This window comes from Mesonia sp. K4-1 (assembly GCF_008017825.1).
Taxonomy (GTDB): Bacteria; Bacteroidota; Bacteroidia; order Flavobacteriales; family Flavobacteriaceae; genus Mesonia.
This window is the reverse complement of record NZ_VRLS01000012.1, coordinates 291,265-314,201: the sequence shown is the minus strand read 5'-3', so window position 1 is coordinate 314,201 and position 22,937 is coordinate 291,265. Positions and strand designations below refer to the sequence as shown.

The window sequence follows — 22,937 nt, the reverse complement described above, 5'->3', positions numbered from 1 at the left end:
AATATGGCCTTGCATTTTAAATATATAATAATTAAAACCGCAAGGTATGTCACAAGAAAAAAAAATATTAATAGCACAAATAGATAAAGCTTTAATTGCAGATCACACAACAGAAGAAAGCAGAACATTATTATTGATGTTTCGAGACGAACTTAATAATACTTCAGATAAAACAAAATTGCAAAACATAGCATTGAAAGTAGTAAAATATCTTACTACTGGAGCTCACATCGCACTACATTTAATTGATCGAATTGAATAAATATGGAATTAGGAAAAGCACTTCAAAAAATTTTAAAACAAAAGGGAATCACTCAATCTGTTTTAGCGGAAAGAGTAGGTAAATCCCCTACAGCTATTTCACAAATTATGAAAGGTAAATATAATCCTACATCTGAAACACTTGATAAGATTTGTATGGAGTTGAATGTGCCCACTGCTTTAGTTTATTTTCTAACGATTTCTGAAAATGATATTCCTGAAGAAAAAAAAGAATTATATCGAATGCTTGCTCCAAGCTTAAAAAGCTTTATAATTGAAATGTTTGGTAATGATTACAAAGAAGTCGTAAATTTAAATTGATATGATATATTGGATAAATTACATTAAACCCCTTTAGTTTTAAATTGAAGGGGTTTTTTATTATGTTGTTATTAACATTAAAAAGTGGAACTTTATCTCTGAATTAGGTCATTTTGGTAGAATGTTGTTTAAAACTTTTGAAGGAAAATTTTGTTGTATGTTGTATGTAGATACTTTATATATATATTTGTAATAACAAAAAACCCACCTGTTCCAGCAGATGGGTCTTTAAAAATCTGAGATTATTTATTAATCTCTCTTAGAATAGCTAATAAAATAAGTAACTCGATTACCATAATTTATTTTTTTAAAGCTATTAAGAACATTAAAGTCTAAGTTAACGCTTAGGCTTTTTTTGTTGACTGCTACCCCAACAATAGTTCTATACTCAGTGAACTGATGTAAAGATAATTCTTAAACAAGCTATATTTTAAGAGTGCTCATTTTTGTTCCTAACATGTTATTAACACCGTGGTTATACTTTGTAAAAGTACCTTATTACTTCCCATATATAACAAAAAAAAGAGCTTAGGTTTTCAACATGTTTTAAACATCGCTGCAACATCTTGAATTCTAGATTTAAAAGTGAAATATTTTAACATAACTTTCATTATCAGATAGTTATAACATAAATAAAAAATACAATAAAAGTAATATTTTATATTACTTTTATTCTTAGATTTGTGTCTAGATATGTCCTATAACTCAAAATCCCAGGATAAAAAAGAGGTATCTCGCTGGGCTCATTATCCAGAAGTCACAGGTTCGAACCCTGTTCCTGCTACTAGCCATTGTCATGATTGCTAATTGGGATAGTTGATTGATCCCTCTTTCATTTGTGAAAGGGGGGTTTTTTAAAAACACGATAATTAAGAAAATCGCTTAAATGCACGATAGTTTATGAATAATAAAAATCTTTCATCAATCGTTGGAAAAACAAGACTTATCAAGTGGAAGAATCTTAAATTCATTCAAGATGAAAATTTCAAAGAGTGGATTGGTGATGGTAATGATAAGCTCATTGAATCAATATTGAAATATCAATTTGCAGATCCTTTTAAGGTTTGGGCTGAGGGTGATGACATTTATTGCTTGGATGGAAAACACCGTTATCTTGATTTAATTGAAATTGAAGAAAAAGGAATTGAGGTTCCTGAAGTACTCCCAGCAACTTTCATTAATTGTAAAAATGAAAAAGAAGCTGCTGAATTAGTTTTAATATACTCATCTCAATATGCTAAAATAACAGAACAAGGATTGCTTGATTTCACTTCAAAATTTGAAATTGACCTTCCAAGCATTCAGGGCTTAAATCTAAATTTAGATATTACAGATCCATTTAAAGATTTACCATTTCCAGATGAATTAACAGCTGATAAAAAAGAAGCTCCTCCAGTAATCAAAATAACATTCTTGAATAGCAAACAACTTGATGCTTTTGAAAAAGAGCTTGAGATGATGCAAGAAACACAGGAATTTACAGGAATCAAATATTCAGTAAGTCAAGGAGAAATATGAGAATTGAAAAAGCCTCAGGAAAAGCAATTCGTTATGCTTGCTTAAAATATCATTATGCTCAAGCTGTGCCTCAAATCCGTTTGGGGTATTCAGTATTCAATGAATCAAATGAATGGTGTGGAGTTGTTCTGTTTTCAAATGGTGCAAATCCTAATCTTGCAACTGAATATGATTTAGTACAAGGACAAGTTGTGGAGCTTGTGAGAGTTGCTTTAAATGGAAAGCAAAAATATACTTCTCAAGTTTTAGGCGCTTGCATTCGTGAATTAAAAAAAGATGCTCCTCAGGTAAAAATTATTGTGAGCTACGCGGATAGGAATCAAGACCATATTGGAACTATATATCAAGCCACTAACTGGCTGTATATGGATGAAAGAAGCAATGAAAGAGGAATAATGCTAAAGGGTAAATTAACCCACCGAAGAAGTATAAGTAAGAAATATGGTAATTCAGGTATTGCTTGGCTCAAAAAACATGTTGATCCTAACACCCATGTGGTAAAAGGCAAGCCTAAAATCAAATATGTTTTTCCTATGAACAAATGGGAAAGAAGAAAGTTAAACAAATTGGCTAAGCCATATCCAAAGAAGAATATTAATTTTACTGCTGATAACAAAATTAATTCATCCGATGGCAAGTCTAAAATATCAAGTGTTAATTGAAATGAGAGATAATATTATTGATTATTTAGAGAAAGAAAAAGGTATTAATGAAGATGCTTTAAAAGCCTATGAGGATGGACCTATCAAAGATAGTACTGAAGAAATAAAAGTTATGCGTGAACGTGAAAGAATCAAATTACGTGATCGCATTTTTGAATTGAAAAGGCATATTGAAGTTATCAAGCGAATGTATCCAAATGAATGAGCAAACGTGTATCTAAAGAAGAAAAAGACAAACGAGTCCTAACCGTTCAAGGTTGGATCATTGATGGTGTTCAGGAAGATTTAATGCGTAGACAAATTATTTCTGAATGGGGATTAAGTTCAAAACAAGCCAAAAGATATATTCAAGCAGCTTTTAATAATTGGAAAGCAGATGAAGAAATCAATATTGAACTTAGGCGACAAGCTAAGATTGCTGAATTAAAACAAGATCTAAGAAGCCTTAAAGGAGAATTCAAAGGAACTCCTCAAGGGCTTAATGCTAAGGCCAGAATTCAAAAAATGATTATTCGATTGGAGAATATTGAGCCCGCAAAGAAACATCAAGTTGATGCTAATGTTACCCAAACACAGTTAACAAGAGAAGAAAGGGATGAGATGATCCAAAAGTTAATTGAAAAAGCAACAATGAATGTTAACAACTGAAGAAACTTTAAAACTTAAAGAGTTATTATATCTTAATGATATAGAGGATTCACGTGAAAATCTTTTAAAGTTCACATCAACCACCTTTAATAAATTTAAGCCTTATTGGTTTCACAAAAAGTATTATCAACTTCTTGATATGTTTGCTAATCAGGAAATTAAAAATCTCATTATTTCTATGCCTCCCCAGCATGGGAAATCTGAAGGGAGTTCTCGAAGGTTACCAGCATACATTGCAGGTATTAGACCTGATACAAAATTAGCTCTAGTAAGTTATGCAGCTACAAAAGCTCAAAAGTTTGGTAGGGAGATAATGAGTATAATGCGAGAAAAAGAATACAAAGATATATTCCCAGATGTAAAATATCCTGAACGAGGTTATACAGGTGCTAGGGCAAATACAAATGAAAATAGAGAATCAATAAATAGTGATGGTTCAATGAAGTTTGTAGGTATTGGAGGACCTCTTACTGGTGATCCTGTTGATGTGCTACTTATGGATGATCTATATAAAGATTGGGATGAGGGGAATTCTCCTGTGGTTCAAAGAAAAACTTGGGATTGGTATATAGCGGTTGCAGATTCAAGGCTTCATAATGATAGTCAACAATTAATTGTATTTACCAGATGGAGTGAAAATGATTTAATTGCAATACTTGAAGATAAAGGTTATGTCAAAGAATGGAATGGTCAAGGAGATGTTTATGAATTCATACATTCATTAAGAGAGGATCAATTTTTGAAAATAAATCTTCCAGCCATCAAGGAAGAAGATCCTAATAGTTTTGATGAAAGAGTTCCAGGAGAAGCATTATGGCCAGAGAAACATTCTTTATTTAAATTAATCAGTACGAGAGACAAAGACCCTGATAAATTTGATTGCCTACACCAAGGTAACCCTGTAAATAAAGAAGGATTAATGTATTCCAAATTCAAAACTTATTCAGAACTACCTCAATTTAAAATTATCAAAAATTATACTGATACAGCTGACAAAGGAAAAGATAACCTTTGTTCAATTACTTATGGGATTCCATTAAGTAAAACTGATGAGCATTTCTATGTTTTAGATTTAGTTTATACAGATAAGGCAATGGAAATTACCGAACCAAAGACAGCTGAATTGCTTAAAAATACTAAAACTAAGATAGCTTGGATTGAAAGCAATAATGGAGGACGTGGATTTGCAAGAAATGTTCAGGCATTAGTAAAAAGGGCTTGTTCTATAAAATGGTTTCATCAAAGTGGAAATAAAGAAAGTAGAATTTATTCTAATTCTGCAACCGTAAACCGTTGCTTGGTTTTTCCTGATGATTGGCATATTCGATGGCCTGAATTTTATAAAGATGTAACTAAATACAAGAAAGAATTTTCATTGAATAAAAAGGATGATGCTCCTGATTGTATGACTGGAATAATCGAAAAAGAAACTACCACAAGCAATGATGATTGGGGAGATAGTAAAGCATTATGATAAATAATATATTCCAAGATAGAACAATAGCGGAATATCTTATGATGCAAGAAGATGATCGTGTTCTTGTTGATGCTGCATTGGAAGTTGTGAAACCAAAAAAAACAATCAGCCTCAAGTACAATCACCAGTATTACAAACTAAATCCAAATTTTGACGATATGTTCTTTCTTAAATGGAAGGAGGTTTCAATGATTAAAGACTACTTGAATGGAGGTAATATGAGTCTTGAGAAAGTAATGAATATTTTAAAATTTGTCTACAAAATAAATACCAGGAATCAATTTTTCAATTGCAGTGTGTTTGATGTCTTTGCAGCCTATGCTTGGATTTTGGAAGGTGTCAACGAAATATTCAAAGCTGAAAAGATGAAGCTTTTTAAAAAACCTACTCATAAACAAATCAATGCAGGTATTGAAGATTTCGACCAGCTGGGCGAAGTGCCTTCAATTGATAATATGGCCAGTGGTAATATTCTAAAATGGGATGAAGTGCAAGAAATGCCTTATGGTTTGGTAATGAGAAAGATGCTTTTAAACAGGGTTCAATCAGAATATGAAGAAAGATTAGCTAAACAGAAGTAATTTTTTATTAATTTCGTAATATATTATATTACTTTTTACTATAGAGGAAGCCGAAAATCTAAAGAGTAGGCAAATATAAATACACACAGATATGTACACACTTAGAATTTTTAAGAAAGTAAATGAAATTGATAGACTTCAGATTTATTTAGGGGATACTTACCAAGTCAAAGGTCCAGAAAAAGGTGACGAAGAAAAAGGAATCAAATTAAGAGTCTACGGAAACTGGGATTCAACGACAAAAGAAGGTATAGCTATCTACAAAGAAGATAACGCATTTATAATGACTTCTTTGGGAGGAACATTTGAAACATTAAATAGACATCAAAAATGATAGTTGATTATACAGATCAGTTTGCAACCACCGTACTTGGGTATAAATTTCAGTACGGTGCAGCACACTGGCAAAACCTATTAGATGCCAATGATGACACTCATTTGTCATTTGCTGACAAAATGAAGTACCTCTTATTTCTGTGGCACGATGAAGAAGATAAGCTCAACGAATATGGAGCAACTGAAGGATATACTTATACAGGTGAACTGCTGTTAATGGTTCGTTCAAAGCTTAGTGATGAATCTCAAGAAACGAAGTATAATGATGCTGTTAAGTATTTAAAGAGTGAAGCTTCGAAAGTATTGGATGGCTTTATAAATTGTGATGGTTACAGGGTTATGCGTTGGAAAAAGATTGAGGTGTACGATGAGTTTGATACCAATATGGATGGTTTAAAAATACAGTTTACAATCGAATTTAAAGAGCAATGAGAAAATCAACTAAAAAACGCTTTTGGCGTATCGTATTATTTGCAGCCTTAGCGCTAATGTTTTTGTTTTTTGACCTCACTGTATTGGCGTGGGTGTTTGGTGCATTTGTAATCATTCCGGTTTTAATCGGTGGAGTTATTTGGATGGTTCAAAGTAGAAAGGAAAAATGAAAATTCACTCTCAGCATTGCCAAGTTTGCCAAAAGACAACAATGTTCGTGAGAAGATTAATTGATCCATCTGATCCTAACTGCACCAAGATAATTGATAAATGTTTTGAATGTAATAATTCTTTCAAGATAACTGAATAATGAACCGTAAAGCCATATACACGGAATACCTCGAACGATTCAAAAAGGATCTAATTACTAACTATGACAAGTTAGGATTAAGAGCTTCGGGCAAGTTTGCAGAATCATTAGAGTACAAATTGCAAGGTAACAAACTTCAAATGTTTGGTTCACACCATTCTTTATATATGGAAAATGGCCGCGGAGCTGGAGGTTTTCCTCCATTGAGAGCAATTGAGGAATGGATTGAAGTTAAGCAAGGTTTACCAGCAATATTTGTAGAAAAGAAAAAACAATTCGCTTTCATTATAGCAAGGAAAATAGCCAATGAAGGTATCAAAGTACCTAATAAATATAATGAAGGCAAAGTAATTTCAGATGTTGTTACGCTCTATATGGGAGAATACTTGTATAAAATGCTTGATGATATTGGAGAAGAATATATGCGTGAGGTTGATTTCGTTTCAGATTTTAAAAACATATTACAAGCAGCATAATGAGATTTAAGGAGTTAAAAATAAGATTTGTTGAGTTTACTGGAGGGGAAGAACCAAGCTTCACTATTACAGCATCCATCATTGGACATCATACTTTCAAATTTGTAACGCAAAGACAAAATGACTATGAGGTTACAATTGGACAGGATATTGAAGAACAAAACCAATATATAAAAGAGGCCTTTGATTTAGATTTAGTTCCACTTGGATACTATGAAACTGAATTAAACGATGGTTGGGTTTACTTGTATATAAATAACCCTTTAGAACAATTTTATTTCTGTAGCTATTATAGATGTTCTTTAGTTGACGAAATTAATAATGATTTATCATACGTACTCGGGATTATTTCAACACCTCCTCCCAATGTACTGTTAAACGCTTATAATGATAACATTGTACTCATTGAAAAAGGAGAAAGTAGCAGGTTAGAAACTACATTTAACGGGCAATTACCAATCACTCTATATCCTTCACCATTGGGAGAATACTATCTCAATTTGAAATACCCTGCAGCCACGTTAATTAATCAAAACAAGTTCGAGGATTCTATTGTTCCAGACATTGAGAACAATGGGTATGTTGAGCCAGATGAAAGTTTATTTCTTGAAATGGAAATAGAGATGGTTGGATATGTACAAGAACAGAGCTTTACTCAAAATTTAAAATTTGAATTTATCAAAGCCGTTGAACAAATTGCCAATTTTAAAGACACTCAATTTAATATACCAGAGGATAAATATTATTTGCTTCTACCACAATTAAAGATTGATGATGTTTATAAAGTCAACTATTATGAAGGCTATCCTGTTGATATATCACTCTTTTCATTTGCTAGAAGAATATTAAAGCTTAAAAACTTAACGACTGGCCACGAGACATGCGTAACCATTAAGGATGGTGTAAATAGATTATTTCTATCTCAAGGAAGTGAGGATTTTACTATTAATGATGTACTTCCAATGCAAACGGGGATCAATAAAATAGAACTTATTTTTTACCCTACTGCATTATTAGCTACTCGAGATGAAACTTATGAGGTAGTTCCTGACGAAAAAAGTTTAATGCTTTATATCATTAAGAAAGAATCTACTTGTGCTCCCTACTTTAAGTTTTATAGAAACCGTGGAGGTTGGGGGTATATTCGATTTGAAAGAGAATTTACAATTGTGAATAAAGTCAAAGAGGGTAAGGATGTTACACTTGATTTTAATGGGATTCAAAACACACTCACTAGAAACTTAAAAACAGAAAGAGAATCTACTATCGAAATGGAGTTTCAGACCGAAAAAATGGAAGCTTGGGAAATGCAAAACTTTAAAGACTTCATTAAATCTCCAAGAGTTGAAATGTATGTCGGAGATCTATTTCAAAAAGCAGAAAAAGACAGCTGGGTGGGAATTAATGTGAAATCAAATTCACTTGATAATAAGTCACTAAAAACGAAATTCAATCGTGAGAAAATAAAAATTGAGTTTAATGAATATAATATGTTTCTATAATGTCAGACGTAAGATTATTCATAAATGATTTTCAGGTTGATCTTTACGAGGGTGAAAAGATTGGCTATACTAAGCAAGCCAATAGTCTTGATAATCTTGCATCACGCCAAACCAATTTTTCAAAATCATTCAAACTCAAGAATACAGCTAAGAATATCAAAAACTTTGAAGGATTGGGGATTGATGGTAGCACCTCAAATTATCCATATCAAAAAAATACAGCAATGTTATTTGTTGAGAATATATGTTTGATTGTAAAAGGCTGGGGAATTTTTAAGGATTCCAATGAAGACTTTAATTTTCACATATACGACGGTAATATTGACTTTTTCAAGAACCTAGATAATGTGAAATTTGAGGATATAAATTTAGACGAGATAAGTCACACTAAAGATGTAGAGAGTATAAAAGAAAGTTGGGAGAACCCAAATCAATACTATAGATATTTAGTTGCTGATTTTAATGGAAATACTTTCTTTGAATATAATACGGATCAGTATATTAATATTGATTACCTGGTCCCATCTGTCAAAACAGAATTTCTATGGGAAAGAATATTTGAAACCTTTGGTTTTACTTTTTCAGGAACTACCTTCAATACAGAGCAATTTAAAAATTTATTTCTTACCTATCCAAAAGGAGTGACATCTGGAGCGGATGGTGATACTTATGCAGCTATTTCTTATGCTTCAGATGATATGCCATACAGTTTTCAAAGTAGGTTTTATCCTATGATTCACGATGAGAATGTTGGAAATAATATAGATATCACGAACAATATCTCTCAGGGAAATTTACTACCCTTTAGTTGGGCTTCAAATTCTTTATATTATAGTATTCCTGAAGATGGTTTCTATAGAATTAGAATAACAGGAACTATGACATTAGACGGAGTACTCCTATCACTGGGATTGTTCGCCATGGGAATAAACCAACATCAAGCCGAACCTGTAGGATTAGGCGGAATGTCTTATGTTCTTTCAGGTAATGGTAATGGGACTTACAATATTGATTTTGATCAGCCATTCGATATGGAACAAGGTGACACTGTTTCATTGTTCTATTACAGACAGCAAGCTCTTGGTCAAAGTTCGGACCATTCAGGAATTAATTATGAATTAGAAATAATTAAGATTGAACAAACTACAATCAATCAAATTGAATTCTTCAAAGGATTAACTCCTAAAGACTTTTATCGTGAAATAATGTGGAGGTTTGGGTTAACTCCATTTCCTTCAAAAGACAAGAATCACTTAGACTTTTTAACCTACGATGAACGAATCAATGGTGAGATTGAAGATTGGAGCGATAAATATGAGAGAACTGTGAGTGAATCATACTCTTATAACTCGTATGCTAAACAAAACTTTTTCAGATTTAAATACAGTGGAGAAGGCGATCAGTTTAATGATGGTTACTTAGTCGTTGAAAACGAAAACCTAGAGGATAATACTGACATAATAAAATCCAAGACTTATTCTCCTGAAAGATATCCAGTTCCTTTTGTTTTATCACTTCATATTCCTCAAATCAAGCTATGGGAAAAAGAGGTAAAAACTGAAAATGATGAAACGGTTATTGAATACAAATCTCTTGATGCAAGATTTTCTTTTCTAAGAGAAAAACAACTTTCAAATTTAACTGTAAGATTAGGTAGTGAACAGCTTTCAGAGTTTGATACTTCAAATAAAATATCATTAGCTGAAAACTATGACTACTCGTGGGATAAGATAATTGATGACAGTTATACACCCATTAAAAGTCTATTCAAAAAGACATTAATAACAAAGGTAATTTTCAACTTAAGCATTTATGAATTTGATGCTTTTGATATGAAGAAAAGAATCTACGTTAAACAAAAAGGGGGTGAATTCATTGTAAATAAACTTACAAAAAGAGATCTGAATAAATTAGAAACTGAAGCAGAACTCATTAAAATCAATAGGTAATGGCAACTGAAAATGTAAAAATAGCTGAGATAGATATAGGGGTTGACAAGATTCTTTCTAAAGCAGCACAGACAAAAAAAAGCATTGCAGATCTTCAGCAAAGCCAAAAGGATTTAAAGAAGGAAACCGATAACCTTCGTAATGCTTCACAAGAGCAGCTTGAACAATACACTCTTGGTGAAATTGAAATCAAGAAATATAAAAAAGAAGTTAGGGATAGTGAGAAAGTTCTTGATGCCTATATCAATATCCAAAACCAAGACATAAGGACAAAGCAAGATGCACGTGATGCAAATTCCAAGTTAATAGCTATTGCGAATCAATTAGATGCAACTAATGAGGATCAGGCTAAAACCTTAAGTCAAGTTAATGCTGAGATTGATAAGAACAACGAATTCATCAAAGAGAATGCTTCTGAGTATGAAAAAACTAAAATCAATGTAGGTAATTATGAAGAGAGCATCAAGAATGCTTTAGGAAGTACTGGATTATTAGGTAAAGAAACTCAACAGATAACAAATATTTATCAAAATTTCGCACCAGTATTTAATACCGTCAGAGCGGAATTCAAGCAAGGTGCTGATGATATTCGTAACGCATCCGCAGCGACTGAAGGAATGAGTAAAACTCAAAAGCTTTTAGCTGTGAGCACAAATGTTTCAAGTGGAGCATTAAAATTATTTAGAGCTGCTCTTATTGGTACTGGTATTGGTGCAATAGTTGTTGTTTTGGGTTCACTCGTTGCCTACCTCACATCTACACAAGATGGAATCGATAAAGTTAACCGTGTACTTACACCAATGAAAGAAATATTTCAGGCTCTTTTTGGAGTGGTACAAGAATTCGGAAAAGAAATATTTGAAGCTGTATCAAACCCTAAAAAATTAGTAAAGGATTTAGGAAATTCAATAAAAGAGAACCTATTGAATAGGTTTGAAGCGCTACAAAAAATAGTAAATAAAGTATTGAATTTTGATTTTGATGGAATTGGAGATGATTTAATTCAAGCAGGAACAGGAGTTGAAGATTTGACAGGCAAATTAGCCAATGCAGGGAGTAAAGCTGGGGAATTCTTTGATGTAGCTATAAAAAGAGGTCAAGAAATTCAAAAACTCAATGAAGATATTGAGAAAGCTGAAATAAACCAGGCATTAGTTAGACAGAAAAACACTAACATTTTAAGAGAGCAAGAACTTATTGCTAAAGATAGAAGCAAAACAGATGCAGAAAGACAGGCAGCACTTGAAGAAGCAGCTAAGGCTCAGCAAACTATTGTTGATTATGAAGCCAATATACTTGAAATGAAAATCAAGCAACTAGAGCTTCAGCAACAAGCAAATGATACTTCGAGAGAAGAAGAAAAAGAACTTCAAAACTTAAGAGCTGAAAGGTTAAAACTAGATGAAGAATCTAGAAGGGTTGAAATGCGTTTTCTTGGAACTAAAAATCAATTAGAGAATGAAGCAGCTGCAAAAAGAAAAGCAGCAGATCAGGCAGCCATTCAAAGACAAGAAGAGCTTTTTAATATAACAATAAGTCGAATGGCTTTAGAAACTGAAATGTTCATTGCTCGTCAAGGTTATGCGGAAAAAACTAAAGAACAAGAATTAGAGATCGCTCAAAAAGTTCTTGAGCAAAAACTTGAAGTAGAGAAAAAGAAATTGGAAGCTGGGAAAATTAGTCAAGAGGAATTCAATCTTTTCATCTTACAAAGTCAGAATGAGCTTGGAAAAATGCAAGCTGACATTGCTATTGATAATGCAGAGCGTGAACTTCAAATTTTCAAAGATGCTCATTTAACAAAAATCGAACAAGGTACTTTCTTAAATGAGCAATTATTTAACCAGGAGAAAGAAAGATTAGATCGAATTGCTGAAGCTGAAAGGGAATATCAACAAAAAAGATTTGATGAAGGTGTAATAAATCGACAAGATTATAATGATGAGATAGCGCGTATAGATGCTGAAAATTATAAACAGCAAGAAGATCTCAGAATTGAACGTGAAGAAGCTAAGAAAGAAAAAGAAGTTTTTGAACTTGAGCTCAAACGGGAGTTGGAAATGGAACAATTCGAAAATCAATTCGAGTTGGAACGGGAACGAGAGCAATTAAGATATGAGGCAGAACTTGCTGAAGCTGAAAGGTTAGGTGCTAGTATTACAGAAGTTGAAAGGAAGCACGCTGCAATTAGAGAACAAATTGCAGAAGCAGAAGAAAACGCAAAGCTAAGCATAAATAAAAATACCTTTGGTGAAATTGCAGATTTGCTAGGAGAAAAAACTGCAATGGGTAAAGCTGCAGGTATTGCAGAAGCAACAATTAACACTTATCAAGGGGTTGCACAAGTTTGGGCTAGTCCTTCAATTTTACCAGAACCTATTGCAACGGTTCAAAAAGGAGTAAGTACTGGTGTTGTTTTGACTTCAGGCTTAAAAGCAGTGAAGCAAATTTCATCAACAAAAGTTCCTAAGGCTGAAAGAGGTATTGGGATTGATATTAATGGACCTTCACATACTCAAGGCGGTTCAATGATTTATGACAATGATGGAAATCCATTGGTTGAAGCACAAGGAGGAGAAAAGATGTTCATTCTTAATCGTGGTGCATCTGCGGAAATTGCAGCCCTATCAGCTATTAATCAAAAACACGGTGGAGTTAGTTTGAGTACTCCAGTTACTTATGCTAATAATGGAGGTATGGTTTCAAGAACAAACCCTAGATCAATCAAAAGAGAGTTTGTAAGAGATTCTTTTGATTATGATATGTTAGGTAATGTTCTTGCTGATAAAGTGAATGCAATTCAATCTGTAGTGCCTGTAGATCAAATTAATGATGTAGCTCAAAGAGCTGCAAGTGTAGAACAAGGAGCAAATTTATGATAAAGGATATTTTAAACGGTTGGAAAAATTATGTAGTTCCTGATGCAATTATAGATCAAGAAGCTGAAGTGCGGGCAGAAATTTGTGCTAGCTGTCCGTTTGCTAAGAAAGGTAAATTTAGTGCAATGCTTAGAGATTATAAATTTCACGAAATAGAAGGGCATTACTGCGGAAAATGTAAGTGTCCTCTATCTCCAAAAGTAAGAAGTAAAAATGAAAAATGTCCTTTGAATAAATGGTAAATACTTATGAACTCATATCACAATTAGAAGAAGAAGGAAGATTTAAAACCTTGCTTGGTAAAGGAGTGATTCCTATCAAATACTTAAATGACAAAGAAATGTATGAGTGTTATCTAAATTACATTAGCCAAGAGGAAACAAAAATGGATGCCTACTTTAAGACATCCATTGATTTTAATTGTAGTTCTAAAACCGTTGAGAGGGTTGTGATTAAGATGGAGAGTTAATAGTCATTCCCACATTTACATTCTTCAACAAAATTGGGTTTATAATAGTTTATAAAACTTGCAACAGCATCAATTGTTTTGTCAAACTTGAAAGTTAATAAAGTTTGTAATAGCGCTTGATGCGATTCCAATTGTTTTTCATGCTTTGGATGTACAATTTCATCTCTAATATCTTTTAGATTATTTATATGTTGAATATTGGTAGTTGTTTTTTTAAAATAGCTTTTACCTAAAAAGAATGGCAAAACCTTTCTAGTTTTTTCGTGAAATGATAAATTCCTTTGTATCTGATCTTTATTATAAATTAAAGTACGTTGATTTTGCTCATCCCTGTATTCGCCACCATCAGGAATTACCGAATTGATAAAACTTTCCATTGAAGTAAATAGAGAAATTATACAGCTACTTGCAAAACCATAATATTTATAAATATCCTGCATTGCTGATTCTTCAATTTTAGTAACATCTTTAGAATTAGTTTTAATTTTAAGTTGCTTTAGTAAGTCTTTTCTAATTGAATTTATTTGATAAGCACTATCAAAATAAACCAAGGATAAATCAGGCATGGTTATGATTAAATCTAAACCATCAACTTTCTTATTAAAACCTTTCACTACATCACCTTCGCTAGTTTTTAAAAACATTACATGGTCTTTTGGAACTTTCTTATCTAAGCTTTCAAAATTTGAAAAACTTATACCTTTGTCTTCTAAAATAGTAACTTGTTCATCGTTGGCTTCAAATCCATATTTCTTTTTTATATGCTTCATTGAATACCAGTTAAATAGAAACTTTTTACAGAATCATCTAATTTTATAATTTTTTCTTCAATTTTTTCAAAAAGTTCGTTGATTTCTGATAGTGTCCCTAATTCTTCAATTTTTAATTTTTCTATTTCTTTGAAGGGTTTAGATCTAACTGAATCATAATCCTCAACAAAATTATCCAAATTGTTTTCGTGAACTAATTTATATCCCTTAAAGGATGTTGAACCAGTACGGTCTTGTATCGAAAAGAAACTGAAATCCAATAAATAGTATGAATAAAAACTTTGAAATTGATTTTCTATAAGAAAACCTATTCTTTTTAAATGTTCTGGAATTATTGGTATTGGTGAAAAATATGGACCATTTAACTTACTTTCTTTATTTGTAATAAGATCTTTGTAGAAGTACCAATAATCTTTTTTTCCTAGAAATTTTACTGGTTTAAAATCTTTTTGGGATTCATAATAATTCCCGGGTATTAGATTCAACATACTTTTGAAAGAATAAAATTGTATATTATAATTATTAAAATTGACAAGAGTCCAAACAATATTGGAAATATAGTATCAATAAACTTTAAAACTCTAGAAACAGATTTATTTTTTTTTACTTTATCATCTAATATCCTTTTTATTTCATCCATATTTGGATTTACAGAAGTGCTGAATGAAAGGCTGTTTAAATCCTCAACCCACTTTGAATAATTTTCTTTAAAATATTCACTTTCTTTTCTATAATAAAATACAACAATAAGATACATTATTACTATAGCAATGAAATTAGTAATAAGGGTAGCATCTTCAACTGGAATTTTAAAAAATAAGAATTCAAAATTACCAGTTGAATTTTTTATTAAAAAAGTAAAGAAAATTCCAGTAAATGAGGTGATAAGAAGGGTTTTTCTAACTTGTTTTGCTGTACTAAAATCAAAATTATCAGTCATTAAAAATTCTTTGAAAAATTAATTTTGTGCCTGTTTATATTTCTTTTCAAATTCCATTTCTTCGGGAGTTTTGACCTTTTTCATAGGCATCCCCCCATTGTTGTGATCCATCCAGCTTAAATATTCATCATACCAACGATCATTTTGATCTCTTCTTCTTTGAGCATCAATATATGGATTTGAGGGAGCAATAGGTTCGTTTTGTTTTTCCTTTGGTTTAGGCCATATCCAATTCACAAGCTTTATCCAGCCATAAATAAGGGCTACCCCAAAACAAACTAAACCTATAACAATCACTATCATATCTCAAATATAATCAATTAGACAAAACACTGTCTAACAATCTAGTGATTAATCAAGCTATATTTGAAAGGTAATATAATATATTACTTTAATGAAGGGAAACATTTTTATATACGGGCTTATAGGGAAAGAATTTCAAAATCCTGATGGGTCAATCGAAAAAGGGATTGATTTAGTTAATGTTATTTCTCAATACCAAAGTCAAAGAGATGCAGATGAGTTTTGTGTTCATATAAATTCTGAAGGCGGTTATGTTGATGATGGTTTTGATATATACAACTTCCTAAAATCAATCGATAAACCAGTTCATACTGTTGCAAAAGGTAATTGTATGAGTATGGCCACTGTTATTTTTATGGCTGGTGATACTCGTTCGGTGAGTAAAGACACAAAATTTATGATTCACTTGCCTTGGGGTCGAAGTGAAGGAAGTGCTGAAGAAATAAGTGATTATGCAAAGCAACTAAAACAAGTAGAATCTAAGGTTTTGGATTTCTATTCTACCAATACAGGACTTTCAAAAGAAGCCCTTATTCCACTTTTAAAAAACGAAACATTTTTAACGCCGGAACAAACTGTTGAGCTTGGGTTTTCAAGTGAAAAGTGGACAACAGTTGAAGCCGTTGCAAAATTAAACAAAACCACGAAAATGGAATGGATTAACAAATTGTTGAACAAACAAGAGGGTCCTAAAATGTTAGAAACCACTTTGGCTGATGGAAATATCATCACCGTAGAAACTGAAGCAGATAATCCTGCTGTTGGGGATAAGGTTTTTGATGCTGAAGGTAACCCTGTTAGCGATGGTGAACACGTTGACAAAGATGGAAACATATTAGTTGTTGGAACTAATGAAGAAGGTACTACTGGGGTGATTTTAGAAATTAAAGAACCTAGTGAAGAAGGAGAGGATGAACAAGATGAATCAATGGCTGCTTTAGAGAAGCTAATGAATTCATTTGATGAACGTATGGCTAAAATGGAAGCAAAGATGAAAGCTTCAAAAGAGAAAGATGAAAAAATAAAAACTCTTGAGGAAAAATTCTTGGCATTACAAAAGACGGTTACTTCAAAAAAATTCAAAGCTCCTGCAAAGGCAGAGAACAAAGGAATTAGAAGCGAAGGAGACGATACGTTAGAGGCTAAAATTGCTAAGCAACGCGAAGCTCGAGAGAAAAAAAAGTAATTCATCATTCATCAATCAAAAAACAGAATTAAATAATGGATTTAATACAAGCATTTGCAGACATCAATAATAGCGATCGTCTTTTACAGGATTTAAGAGATGCTATTGTGCAAAAAACTTTATTCCAGCAAGCTGAAGAATTCTTCACGTTTGTTCCGGGAATAAAAGGAGGTCAACAAGTTGTTGCCTTGAGAGATTACGAATACGTTACAAAGCAGCAAGATGGTTGTGAGCCAACTTTTACTGCATTTGAAATTAATGGAGTTTCTCAAAAATGGAACCCACGTTCAATGGACGTAAGAATTAAAATGTGCTACAAAGATTTTGAAGGTGCATTTGTACAATGGGGATTAGCTAACGGTTATGACCGTAGAAACTTACAAGAAGCAGATTTCTTTGACTTTATCAAAGATATGACTTCGGGAGCAATGGCTCGTGATCTTGTAAGAGTTGCAGTTCACGGAAATAAAGATATCGCAGTAGATGATATTCTTGGTGAAAATGCAATTGGTACAGTTGGAGATTATAATCAAATAGACAAAGGACTTATTAAAACCCTTCACGAATTAAAAGCTAATCCAGAATTATCTGGACAGTTCATTGATATTGCTAAAAATGAGGAAGCTACAAAAGCCCTTCAATTAGCAATCACTGGAGAGGAAGCTCTTGCAATCTATGATGATCTTGTAGAAAGCTTAGAATTTGAAGGTGGAGATCAGTTCATTACATCACACACTTTGTATAAAAAGTATAAGGATTTGTTTAGAGCTAAACAATTAGAGAGTGGGGTGTCTGCTATTCAGCAATCATTTGAACCTCAATTTGACAGCCGTCCTCTTAAGGATATGCAATGGGCTTATGATAAGATAATCCGTAGAGATTTCGATAAGTCAGGAGATGCAGAACCAGGAGCACTTTATCAACCTCATTTCTCAATGATTGCAGATAAATCAAACCTTCAAATTGGAGTTGATGATACAGCAGCTTTGACGGATTTACGTATGGAGTACGTAGGAGGTAAAGATGAAAACTTCTACATCAAAGCTTCTTACTTGATGGACTTTAAAATTCCTAACCCTTATGCAGTACAAGCTGCATTTTAAAAACTGATTGTTATGGAAGAATGTATAAATGAATTAGGTGGTAACTTCAATAAGATTTGCGGTTACAAGCCTAAATCGGGTATCAAAAACAAGTGGTATGGAAATGTAGATGACATTGACAAAGAAGCCACGGTAATGGTAAGCCGAAGAAACGGAATTACAACTTTGGTTTTAAAACAAGATGCAAAAATATATCCTGCTAAAGGAAATGATAAAACACACGTTTTAAAAGCTTCTGGTGTAGTTGGAGATTACGGTAATGGATTTACTCACACAGATACATTAAACATTATGTATCGAGGTCTTAACGAGCGTGAGAGAATTCAAGAAATTACTGATGGAGCTAGAATTTTCTCAATCGTTGAAAAAGTAGATGGTGGTGAAAATGGAGAACTATTCTTTGAGTTAGCTGGTTTTGAATCTGGAATGCTTATGAGTTCATTTGAATATGATTCATCTGCTAATTCTGGAGTAGCAACCTTAGAAGTTGCAACAAAAGAAGGTGAGGAAGAAAGCACACCTCCTAAAGTATTCTTAGATACTGATTATGCAACCACAAAAGCGTGGTTAGAAACTAACAGTTTCACAGAACCAGTTGATCCAGAAGTATAATGAATCTAAAGGATAAAATATCACTTATCCAAGAGCATAGCTCTAAGGAAATTCTAAACGGGGCAAACCATAACGGTAAGCCCCTTTTGAAGTATGTACTGGAAGCCTATGAAGAGTACACAGGCTATGCTTGTTTGCATTGTTCAGAAAAGCTTTCAGGCTACATTAAAAAATTACAATCTATAAATCTTAATACAGAGGGAATTATGAGTAAATCAGAAAGAGAATATCGAATGAAAAGCGGTGCCGTTGTACACGTAAAAGGTACTAACAAGTATTATTCAGATTTGAATATTACAGATGAAATCGCTGAAGAAATTTTAAAGCAGAATCTTAACCGTTCGGCCCTATTTGCTAAAATGCCTAAAGGTGCAATTGAGAGATTGAAAAAAGAAAAAGCTGAAGAAGAAAAGGCAGCTGCTGAAGCTGAAAAACAAGCAGCACGAGAGGAAGCAGAACGCAAAGCTCAAGCAAAAGCTGAAGAAGATGCCAAAAAAGAAGCTGCTAGAAAAGAAGCTGAGGATGCAAAACGAGCTGAAGAAGAAAAGGCAGCTGCTGAAGCAAAGAAAGAAGCGGAATTAAAGGCTAATACTGAATCTGGAAATCTTACAGCGGAACAGTTAGAACCAATGACGATGGATGAAATTAAAGACTATGCTAAAAAGCATAATTATGAATTTGGTTCTCGAGCTTCAAAGGAAGATTTAGTTAAACAAGTGGCCGAAAAGAAAGTAATTACTGAAAAAGAGTAATAGCTAATGGATAGCAAAGTTATTTCGGTTGAAAGCCGCAAAAAAAAGGAGGTATATAACAAGCAGTTAGGGGTTATTTTCAATGGAGAAGATAACCTCTACCCTGTTTTGGTAGAAAATCTCATTAAAGCATCTCCAACAACTAAGCAATGTGTAGAAATCTATGAATCATTTATAGGTGGTTCTGGATTCGTTGCTGAAATGATGGAAGAACCAACCGAAAATTTACTTGAATCTCGTTCTCCAGAGGATTTACTTTTTGAAATAACTCCTGATTTAGCTGAAGAACAAGGTGTATTTATTCACATATCTTTCAATGCAGCATTTGAAAAGACTGAACACAATGTAATTCCCTATGATTTTTGTCGAGTAGGAAAGAAAGATGATAAAAATTATAGTGGTAAAATTATTCTCAATCCTGATGGTTGGGATAGGCTTGCAGATAAGAAAAAGATAAAAGTTTATGACACCTATAATCCAAGAAAAGAAGTAATTCAGGCACAAGTTGAACGCGATGGAGGCTGGGATAATTACAAAGGTCAAATACTTTATTTCAAATTAAACAACTTGAAGGGTACGTATTCTGAAAGCCTGGTTGAAGGATGTTATATGTTTTCAGATACTGAAGCAAACTTAGGGCTTCACTATAATCGTATGGTTCGAAAAGGATTTAAAGATGCTTGGATATTGAGACATAAGAAATTTGAATCTTCAACAAAACAATCTTCATTTGAAACCAATGTAAAAACTGTTTATGGTAATGAGAATGCAGGAGGGATTCTTATGGTTGAAGATGATTTTAATTCTGATGCTGGAGAAGAATCTAAATTCAAATTTGATTTCCTAAAAGATGAAACCAAAGCAGATAAATACAAGCACTTTGAAGAAAGCTCTGCAAACTATATAAGAAAGCCTTTTAAAATACCTACACAATTATTGGACTTTGTTCAGGGCAAACTTGGAAACTCTTCAGGAGATGATCTAAGAGCTGCTGAAAGTTTATACAATAAAACAACATCAAAAGACAGAAAAAAAATTGAGCGGTTATTCTCTGAACTATATCGCAATTATCATATAAATATTAATCCTTCCGGAGATTGGTCTATTGGACTTTATTCTCTTATGGAAGATGGAACAATAGAAGAAGATGATACAACCACTTCTAATAACGAAGAGTAAAGTTGAGCAGTTCCTTCAAGTAGCTATTGGTTACAATGAAAGGGATTTTGATAGATTCATTCGTGAAGCTCAAGAGTTTGACTTCAAACCATTGGTTTGTGAGGATTTCTATTATGATATGCTTAAAAATAAAGATCAAGATCCATTTGATAAAATAGTAGTTGGCCAAGAATACGAATTTGAAAATAAAACCCATTATCATCAAGGTGTTGAGCTGGTTATTTCATATTTCACTTATGCAAGATTCGTACTCAATAGCGGTGCAGTAAGTACTTCTCACGGTTTAGTTACAAAGAAAACGCCGCAATCAGAGCCCTTGCCATATTCAGAGAAAAAAGACATCTATTATGCAAACAGACAGAATGCAAATAAGGTTTTTGAAGATGTTGCAAAGTATATGGATCGTAAAAAAATCAATTATAAAGATTGCAATGATTGTAGTGAATCAATAAAAGGAGATGATATAGTAATTCGAGCAATGAAATGGTAATAAATATTCAACATACTTCAGGAGAAAAGTCATTCAAATTGAATGGAAAAACCTATGTAAGAAATTTTCACGCATATGTTTCTGGTGATAAGATTCGCATTGTAAATGCTTATGATACGCGTGATGAGTTGTTATCTTATACCCATTATTCTCAATTTTCACTCAATGGAAACTCTTTTCAATCAGCAAACGAGGTTCTAGATGGAATTGCTTTAGTTCTTTTTAGAAAAATTGGAGATACTGTTGAGGGAGGTGGTAACTCTACATTTAACAACATAAGGATCACTAATAAATACATCTATATTAATTGGAGTGACAATGATAATTCCAGAGACGTTAAGGTTATTAAAAAAATTAATCAATTGCCGAATTTCAACATTCCTGGTAATGAGATTGTAAAATTTTACACTTACAAGAATCAAACTCAATATCAAATAAATAATTATAACCCAGAAATACATTGGTGGGAGTTTAAGCTAAGTGGAGGAAATTATGGGTTTGGTGGCACTCAATTACAGGGTACAACAAGTATCAATTATTTAGGTTATACTTTAGATAATTATGAAAATGTAAATCATAACCTTGGAGAAATAGGTACCGTTCTAATTTCTGCATATATCAATGCAAATAATGAAGTGTATCAAATTAATACGGATAGAACAGTTATATTCCAAACCACTAGAAATGGAGTATCTTTCATTTATCATTTTATTGGTAATCAAACTTTAATTGGTAATCTTTCCAACAGCCCAGAATCTCAAGAAGTATATGAATCAGATTTTTCAGAGGTAAGTCAAACACCTCCAGCTCCACAAGATCTAAGTTCATTCGCCACACGTCAAAACTTAGATGATACTCAGTACGACTATGCACATTACCATTTAACAGATGTAATTGCAAACGCAGATCCTAACAGTTTGGGCGGTGAAGATTTTGTAATGATGGAGACAGATACAGATTTCTATTTCGGTCAAAAAATATCCAATAATTATGACTTTATAAATTGTCGACTTTTAATGCGTGGCAACCCGAAGTTCGATTTTCCAACAGTTCCAGATGTTACTCAAAATGGTTACAAATTTTGGTTATTGGGCTCAAATGATGATTGGGGATTTGCTGATGATAAAATAGCATTTAGAGCGGAACGGAAATTTGTTGAAGCAGGGGGAGGCTCAACTGTAGAGCTAGTAGATGCATTGACTTCTACCGCTACAGATAAAGCATTAACAGCAAATCAAGGTCGTATATTAAAAGGGTTTATAGATGCAATTAATACTCTTTTAAGTTCAGATGATACAACTCTTGATGAGTTACAGGAGATTGTTGATTACATCAAACAAAATAAGGATGATTTACAAAACCTTTCAATTGGTAATATAGCAGGACTTCAAGGAGCTTTAGATAACAAGCTTGAAAAAGGAGCGTATGTTGGTACTGCTGAAGATTTAAAGACTTTAATAGATAACCTCACAGCCAACAAAGCAGATAAATATGCTCGAGTAAATATTTCCTCGAGTGGAAATTTGCTACCAGTTCATAATGGGAAGCTATTAATCATTACAGGATCCGTTACTCTTACCTATTCAGGAATATATCCCGACGATTTCAACTTCAACATCAAAGTCCTTTCTGGAGGTCAATTAACGATTGCGAAGGGGAATAAAATCTTGAAGGACACGGAAGGTAATTCAGTTGCTCAATTGGTAGCGGAAGAGCATTCTTTTGGTACTTCTTACGAGGTAGCTACAGGAGAATATATGATGGAAGGAAATTTAATTTAG

General features: G+C 32.8%; 28 protein-coding genes and 1 tRNA gene. 25 read left to right on the top strand and 4 right to left on the bottom strand.

Translation table 11 applies throughout. The features are described from left to right. Positions 1-46: 46 nt before the first annotated feature. From FT986_RS02630 to FT986_RS02550, 18 genes are all read left to right on the top strand, one after another. Complete coding sequence (locus FT986_RS02630; RefSeq protein ID WP_147863702.1) at positions 47-262, top strand: hypothetical protein; 216 nt, start codon at positions 47-49, stop codon at positions 260-262. Between the two features lie 2 nt (positions 263-264). After that, on the top strand, positions 265-582 hold the full coding sequence (locus tag FT986_RS02625) for a helix-turn-helix domain-containing protein (protein WP_147863701.1): 318 nt from the start codon (positions 265-267) through the stop codon (positions 580-582). Between the two features lie 714 nt (positions 583-1,296). Continuing rightward, positions 1,297-1,366, top strand: a tRNA-Met gene (locus FT986_RS02620). A gap of 116 nt (positions 1,367-1,482) precedes the next feature. Further along, positions 1,483-2,100, top strand: a complete 618-nt coding sequence (locus FT986_RS02615) for a hypothetical protein (RefSeq protein WP_147863700.1) — start codon at positions 1,483-1,485, stop codon at positions 2,098-2,100. Further along, positions 2,097-2,762: a protein Mom gene (locus tag FT986_RS02610; protein WP_147863699.1), complete on the top strand. Its 666-nt coding sequence runs from the start codon at positions 2,097-2,099 to the stop codon at positions 2,760-2,762. The genes FT986_RS02615 and FT986_RS02610 overlap by 4 nt, the downstream gene beginning before the upstream one ends. Continuing rightward, a complete protein-coding gene (locus FT986_RS02605; RefSeq protein ID WP_147863698.1) occupies positions 2,731-2,967 on the top strand; it encodes a hypothetical protein in 237 nt (78 codons plus the stop codon). Before FT986_RS02610 ends, FT986_RS02605 begins: the two co-directional genes overlap by 32 nt. Continuing rightward, a complete protein-coding gene (locus FT986_RS02600) occupies positions 2,964-3,410 on the top strand; it encodes a hypothetical protein (protein ID WP_147863697.1) in 447 nt (148 codons plus the stop codon). Before FT986_RS02605 ends, FT986_RS02600 begins: the two co-directional genes overlap by 4 nt. Continuing rightward, entirely contained in the window at positions 3,397-4,884 is a 1,488-nt protein-coding gene (terL, locus tag FT986_RS02595; RefSeq protein ID WP_147863696.1) for a phage terminase large subunit, read from the top strand. Before FT986_RS02600 ends, terL begins: the two co-directional genes overlap by 14 nt. Next, on the top strand, positions 4,881-5,468 hold the full coding sequence (locus FT986_RS02590) for a hypothetical protein (protein WP_187248556.1): 588 nt from the start codon (positions 4,881-4,883) through the stop codon (positions 5,466-5,468). Before terL ends, FT986_RS02590 begins: the two co-directional genes overlap by 4 nt. Before the next feature lie 91 nt (positions 5,469-5,559). Beyond that, the gene (locus FT986_RS02585) at positions 5,560-5,802 is read left to right on the top strand and encodes a hypothetical protein (RefSeq protein ID WP_147863694.1); all 243 of its coding nucleotides are present in this window, start codon (positions 5,560-5,562) and stop codon (positions 5,800-5,802) included. After that, positions 5,799-6,236 (top strand): hypothetical protein, encoded by a 438-nt coding sequence (locus FT986_RS02580; protein WP_147863693.1) that lies wholly within the window; start codon positions 5,799-5,801, stop codon positions 6,234-6,236. The genes FT986_RS02585 and FT986_RS02580 overlap by 4 nt, the downstream gene beginning before the upstream one ends. Then, positions 6,233-6,406 carry a hypothetical protein gene (locus FT986_RS15845; RefSeq protein ID WP_187248555.1) on the top strand — a complete coding sequence of 58 codons (174 nt, stop codon included), beginning with the start codon at positions 6,233-6,235 and terminating at the stop codon, positions 6,404-6,406. Before FT986_RS02580 ends, FT986_RS15845 begins: the two co-directional genes overlap by 4 nt. Positions 6,407-6,545: 139 nt before the next feature. Then, the gene (locus FT986_RS02575; RefSeq protein ID WP_147863692.1) at positions 6,546-7,022 is read left to right on the top strand and encodes a hypothetical protein; all 477 of its coding nucleotides are present in this window, start codon (positions 6,546-6,548) and stop codon (positions 7,020-7,022) included. Continuing rightward, the gene (locus FT986_RS02570; RefSeq protein ID WP_147863691.1) at positions 7,022-8,524 is read left to right on the top strand and encodes a hypothetical protein; all 1,503 of its coding nucleotides are present in this window, start codon (positions 7,022-7,024) and stop codon (positions 8,522-8,524) included. The genes FT986_RS02575 and FT986_RS02570 overlap by 1 nt, the downstream gene beginning before the upstream one ends. Further along, positions 8,524-10,473: a hypothetical protein gene (locus tag FT986_RS02565; protein ID WP_147863690.1), complete on the top strand. Its 1,950-nt coding sequence runs from the start codon at positions 8,524-8,526 to the stop codon at positions 10,471-10,473. Before FT986_RS02570 ends, FT986_RS02565 begins: the two co-directional genes overlap by 1 nt. Beyond that, complete coding sequence (locus tag FT986_RS02560) at positions 10,473-13,352, top strand: hypothetical protein (RefSeq protein ID WP_147863689.1); 2,880 nt, start codon at positions 10,473-10,475, stop codon at positions 13,350-13,352. Before FT986_RS02565 ends, FT986_RS02560 begins: the two co-directional genes overlap by 1 nt. Next, positions 13,349-13,594 carry a hypothetical protein gene (locus tag FT986_RS02555; RefSeq protein ID WP_147863688.1) on the top strand — a complete coding sequence of 82 codons (246 nt, stop codon included), beginning with the start codon at positions 13,349-13,351 and terminating at the stop codon, positions 13,592-13,594. The genes FT986_RS02560 and FT986_RS02555 overlap by 4 nt, the downstream gene beginning before the upstream one ends. Continuing rightward, the gene (locus FT986_RS02550) at positions 13,588-13,821 is read left to right on the top strand and encodes a hypothetical protein (protein ID WP_147863687.1); all 234 of its coding nucleotides are present in this window, start codon (positions 13,588-13,590) and stop codon (positions 13,819-13,821) included. Before FT986_RS02555 ends, FT986_RS02550 begins: the two co-directional genes overlap by 7 nt. Here the strand turns inward: FT986_RS02550 and FT986_RS02545 are convergent. The 4 genes from FT986_RS02545 to FT986_RS02530 are packed head-to-tail and all read right to left on the bottom strand — an operon-like array spanning position 13,818 to position 15,834. Next, positions 13,818-14,591, bottom strand: a complete 774-nt coding sequence (locus FT986_RS02545; RefSeq protein WP_147863686.1) for a hypothetical protein — start codon at positions 14,589-14,591, stop codon at positions 13,818-13,820. The two genes, FT986_RS02550 and FT986_RS02545, sit on opposite strands and share 4 nt — an antisense overlap. After that, positions 14,588-15,079: a hypothetical protein gene (locus tag FT986_RS02540; RefSeq protein ID WP_147863685.1), complete on the bottom strand. Its 492-nt coding sequence runs from the start codon at positions 15,077-15,079 to the stop codon at positions 14,588-14,590. The genes FT986_RS02545 and FT986_RS02540 overlap by 4 nt, the downstream gene beginning before the upstream one ends. Continuing rightward, positions 15,073-15,531, bottom strand: coding sequence for a hypothetical protein (locus tag FT986_RS02535; protein WP_147863684.1), 459 nt, complete (start codon positions 15,529-15,531; stop codon positions 15,073-15,075). Before FT986_RS02535 ends, FT986_RS02540 begins: the two co-directional genes overlap by 7 nt. 18 nt (positions 15,532-15,549) lie before the next feature. Next, positions 15,550-15,834 carry a hypothetical protein gene (locus FT986_RS02530; RefSeq protein ID WP_147863683.1) on the bottom strand — a complete coding sequence of 95 codons (285 nt, stop codon included), beginning with the start codon at positions 15,832-15,834 and terminating at the stop codon, positions 15,550-15,552. 91 nt (positions 15,835-15,925) lie between these two features. Between FT986_RS02530 and FT986_RS02525 the strand changes: the two genes are divergently transcribed. The 7 genes from FT986_RS02525 (at position 15,926) to FT986_RS02495 (ending at position 22,937) form a co-directional block, all read left to right on the top strand. Continuing rightward, complete coding sequence (locus FT986_RS02525) at positions 15,926-17,020, top strand: head maturation protease, ClpP-related (protein WP_147863682.1); 1,095 nt, start codon at positions 15,926-15,928, stop codon at positions 17,018-17,020. 35 nt (positions 17,021-17,055) lie between these two features. Then, positions 17,056-18,123, top strand: a complete 1,068-nt coding sequence (locus tag FT986_RS02520; protein ID WP_147863681.1) for a hypothetical protein — start codon at positions 17,056-17,058, stop codon at positions 18,121-18,123. Positions 18,124-18,135: 12 nt separating this feature from the next. Further along, positions 18,136-18,735, top strand: a complete 600-nt coding sequence (locus FT986_RS02515) for a hypothetical protein (protein WP_147863680.1) — start codon at positions 18,136-18,138, stop codon at positions 18,733-18,735. Positions 18,736-18,821: 86 nt separating this feature from the next. Continuing rightward, positions 18,822-19,487, top strand: a complete 666-nt coding sequence (locus FT986_RS02510; RefSeq protein WP_187248554.1) for a hypothetical protein — start codon at positions 18,822-18,824, stop codon at positions 19,485-19,487. 6 nt (positions 19,488-19,493) lie between these two features. After that, positions 19,494-20,666, top strand: coding sequence for a hypothetical protein (locus tag FT986_RS02505; RefSeq protein ID WP_147863678.1), 1,173 nt, complete (start codon positions 19,494-19,496; stop codon positions 20,664-20,666). After that, on the top strand, positions 20,635-21,156 hold the full coding sequence (locus tag FT986_RS02500; RefSeq protein WP_147863677.1) for a hypothetical protein: 522 nt from the start codon (positions 20,635-20,637) through the stop codon (positions 21,154-21,156). The genes FT986_RS02505 and FT986_RS02500 overlap by 32 nt, the downstream gene beginning before the upstream one ends. Beyond that, on the top strand, positions 21,150-22,937 hold the full coding sequence (locus FT986_RS02495; RefSeq protein WP_147863676.1) for a hypothetical protein: 1,788 nt from the start codon (positions 21,150-21,152) through the stop codon (positions 22,935-22,937). Before FT986_RS02500 ends, FT986_RS02495 begins: the two co-directional genes overlap by 7 nt.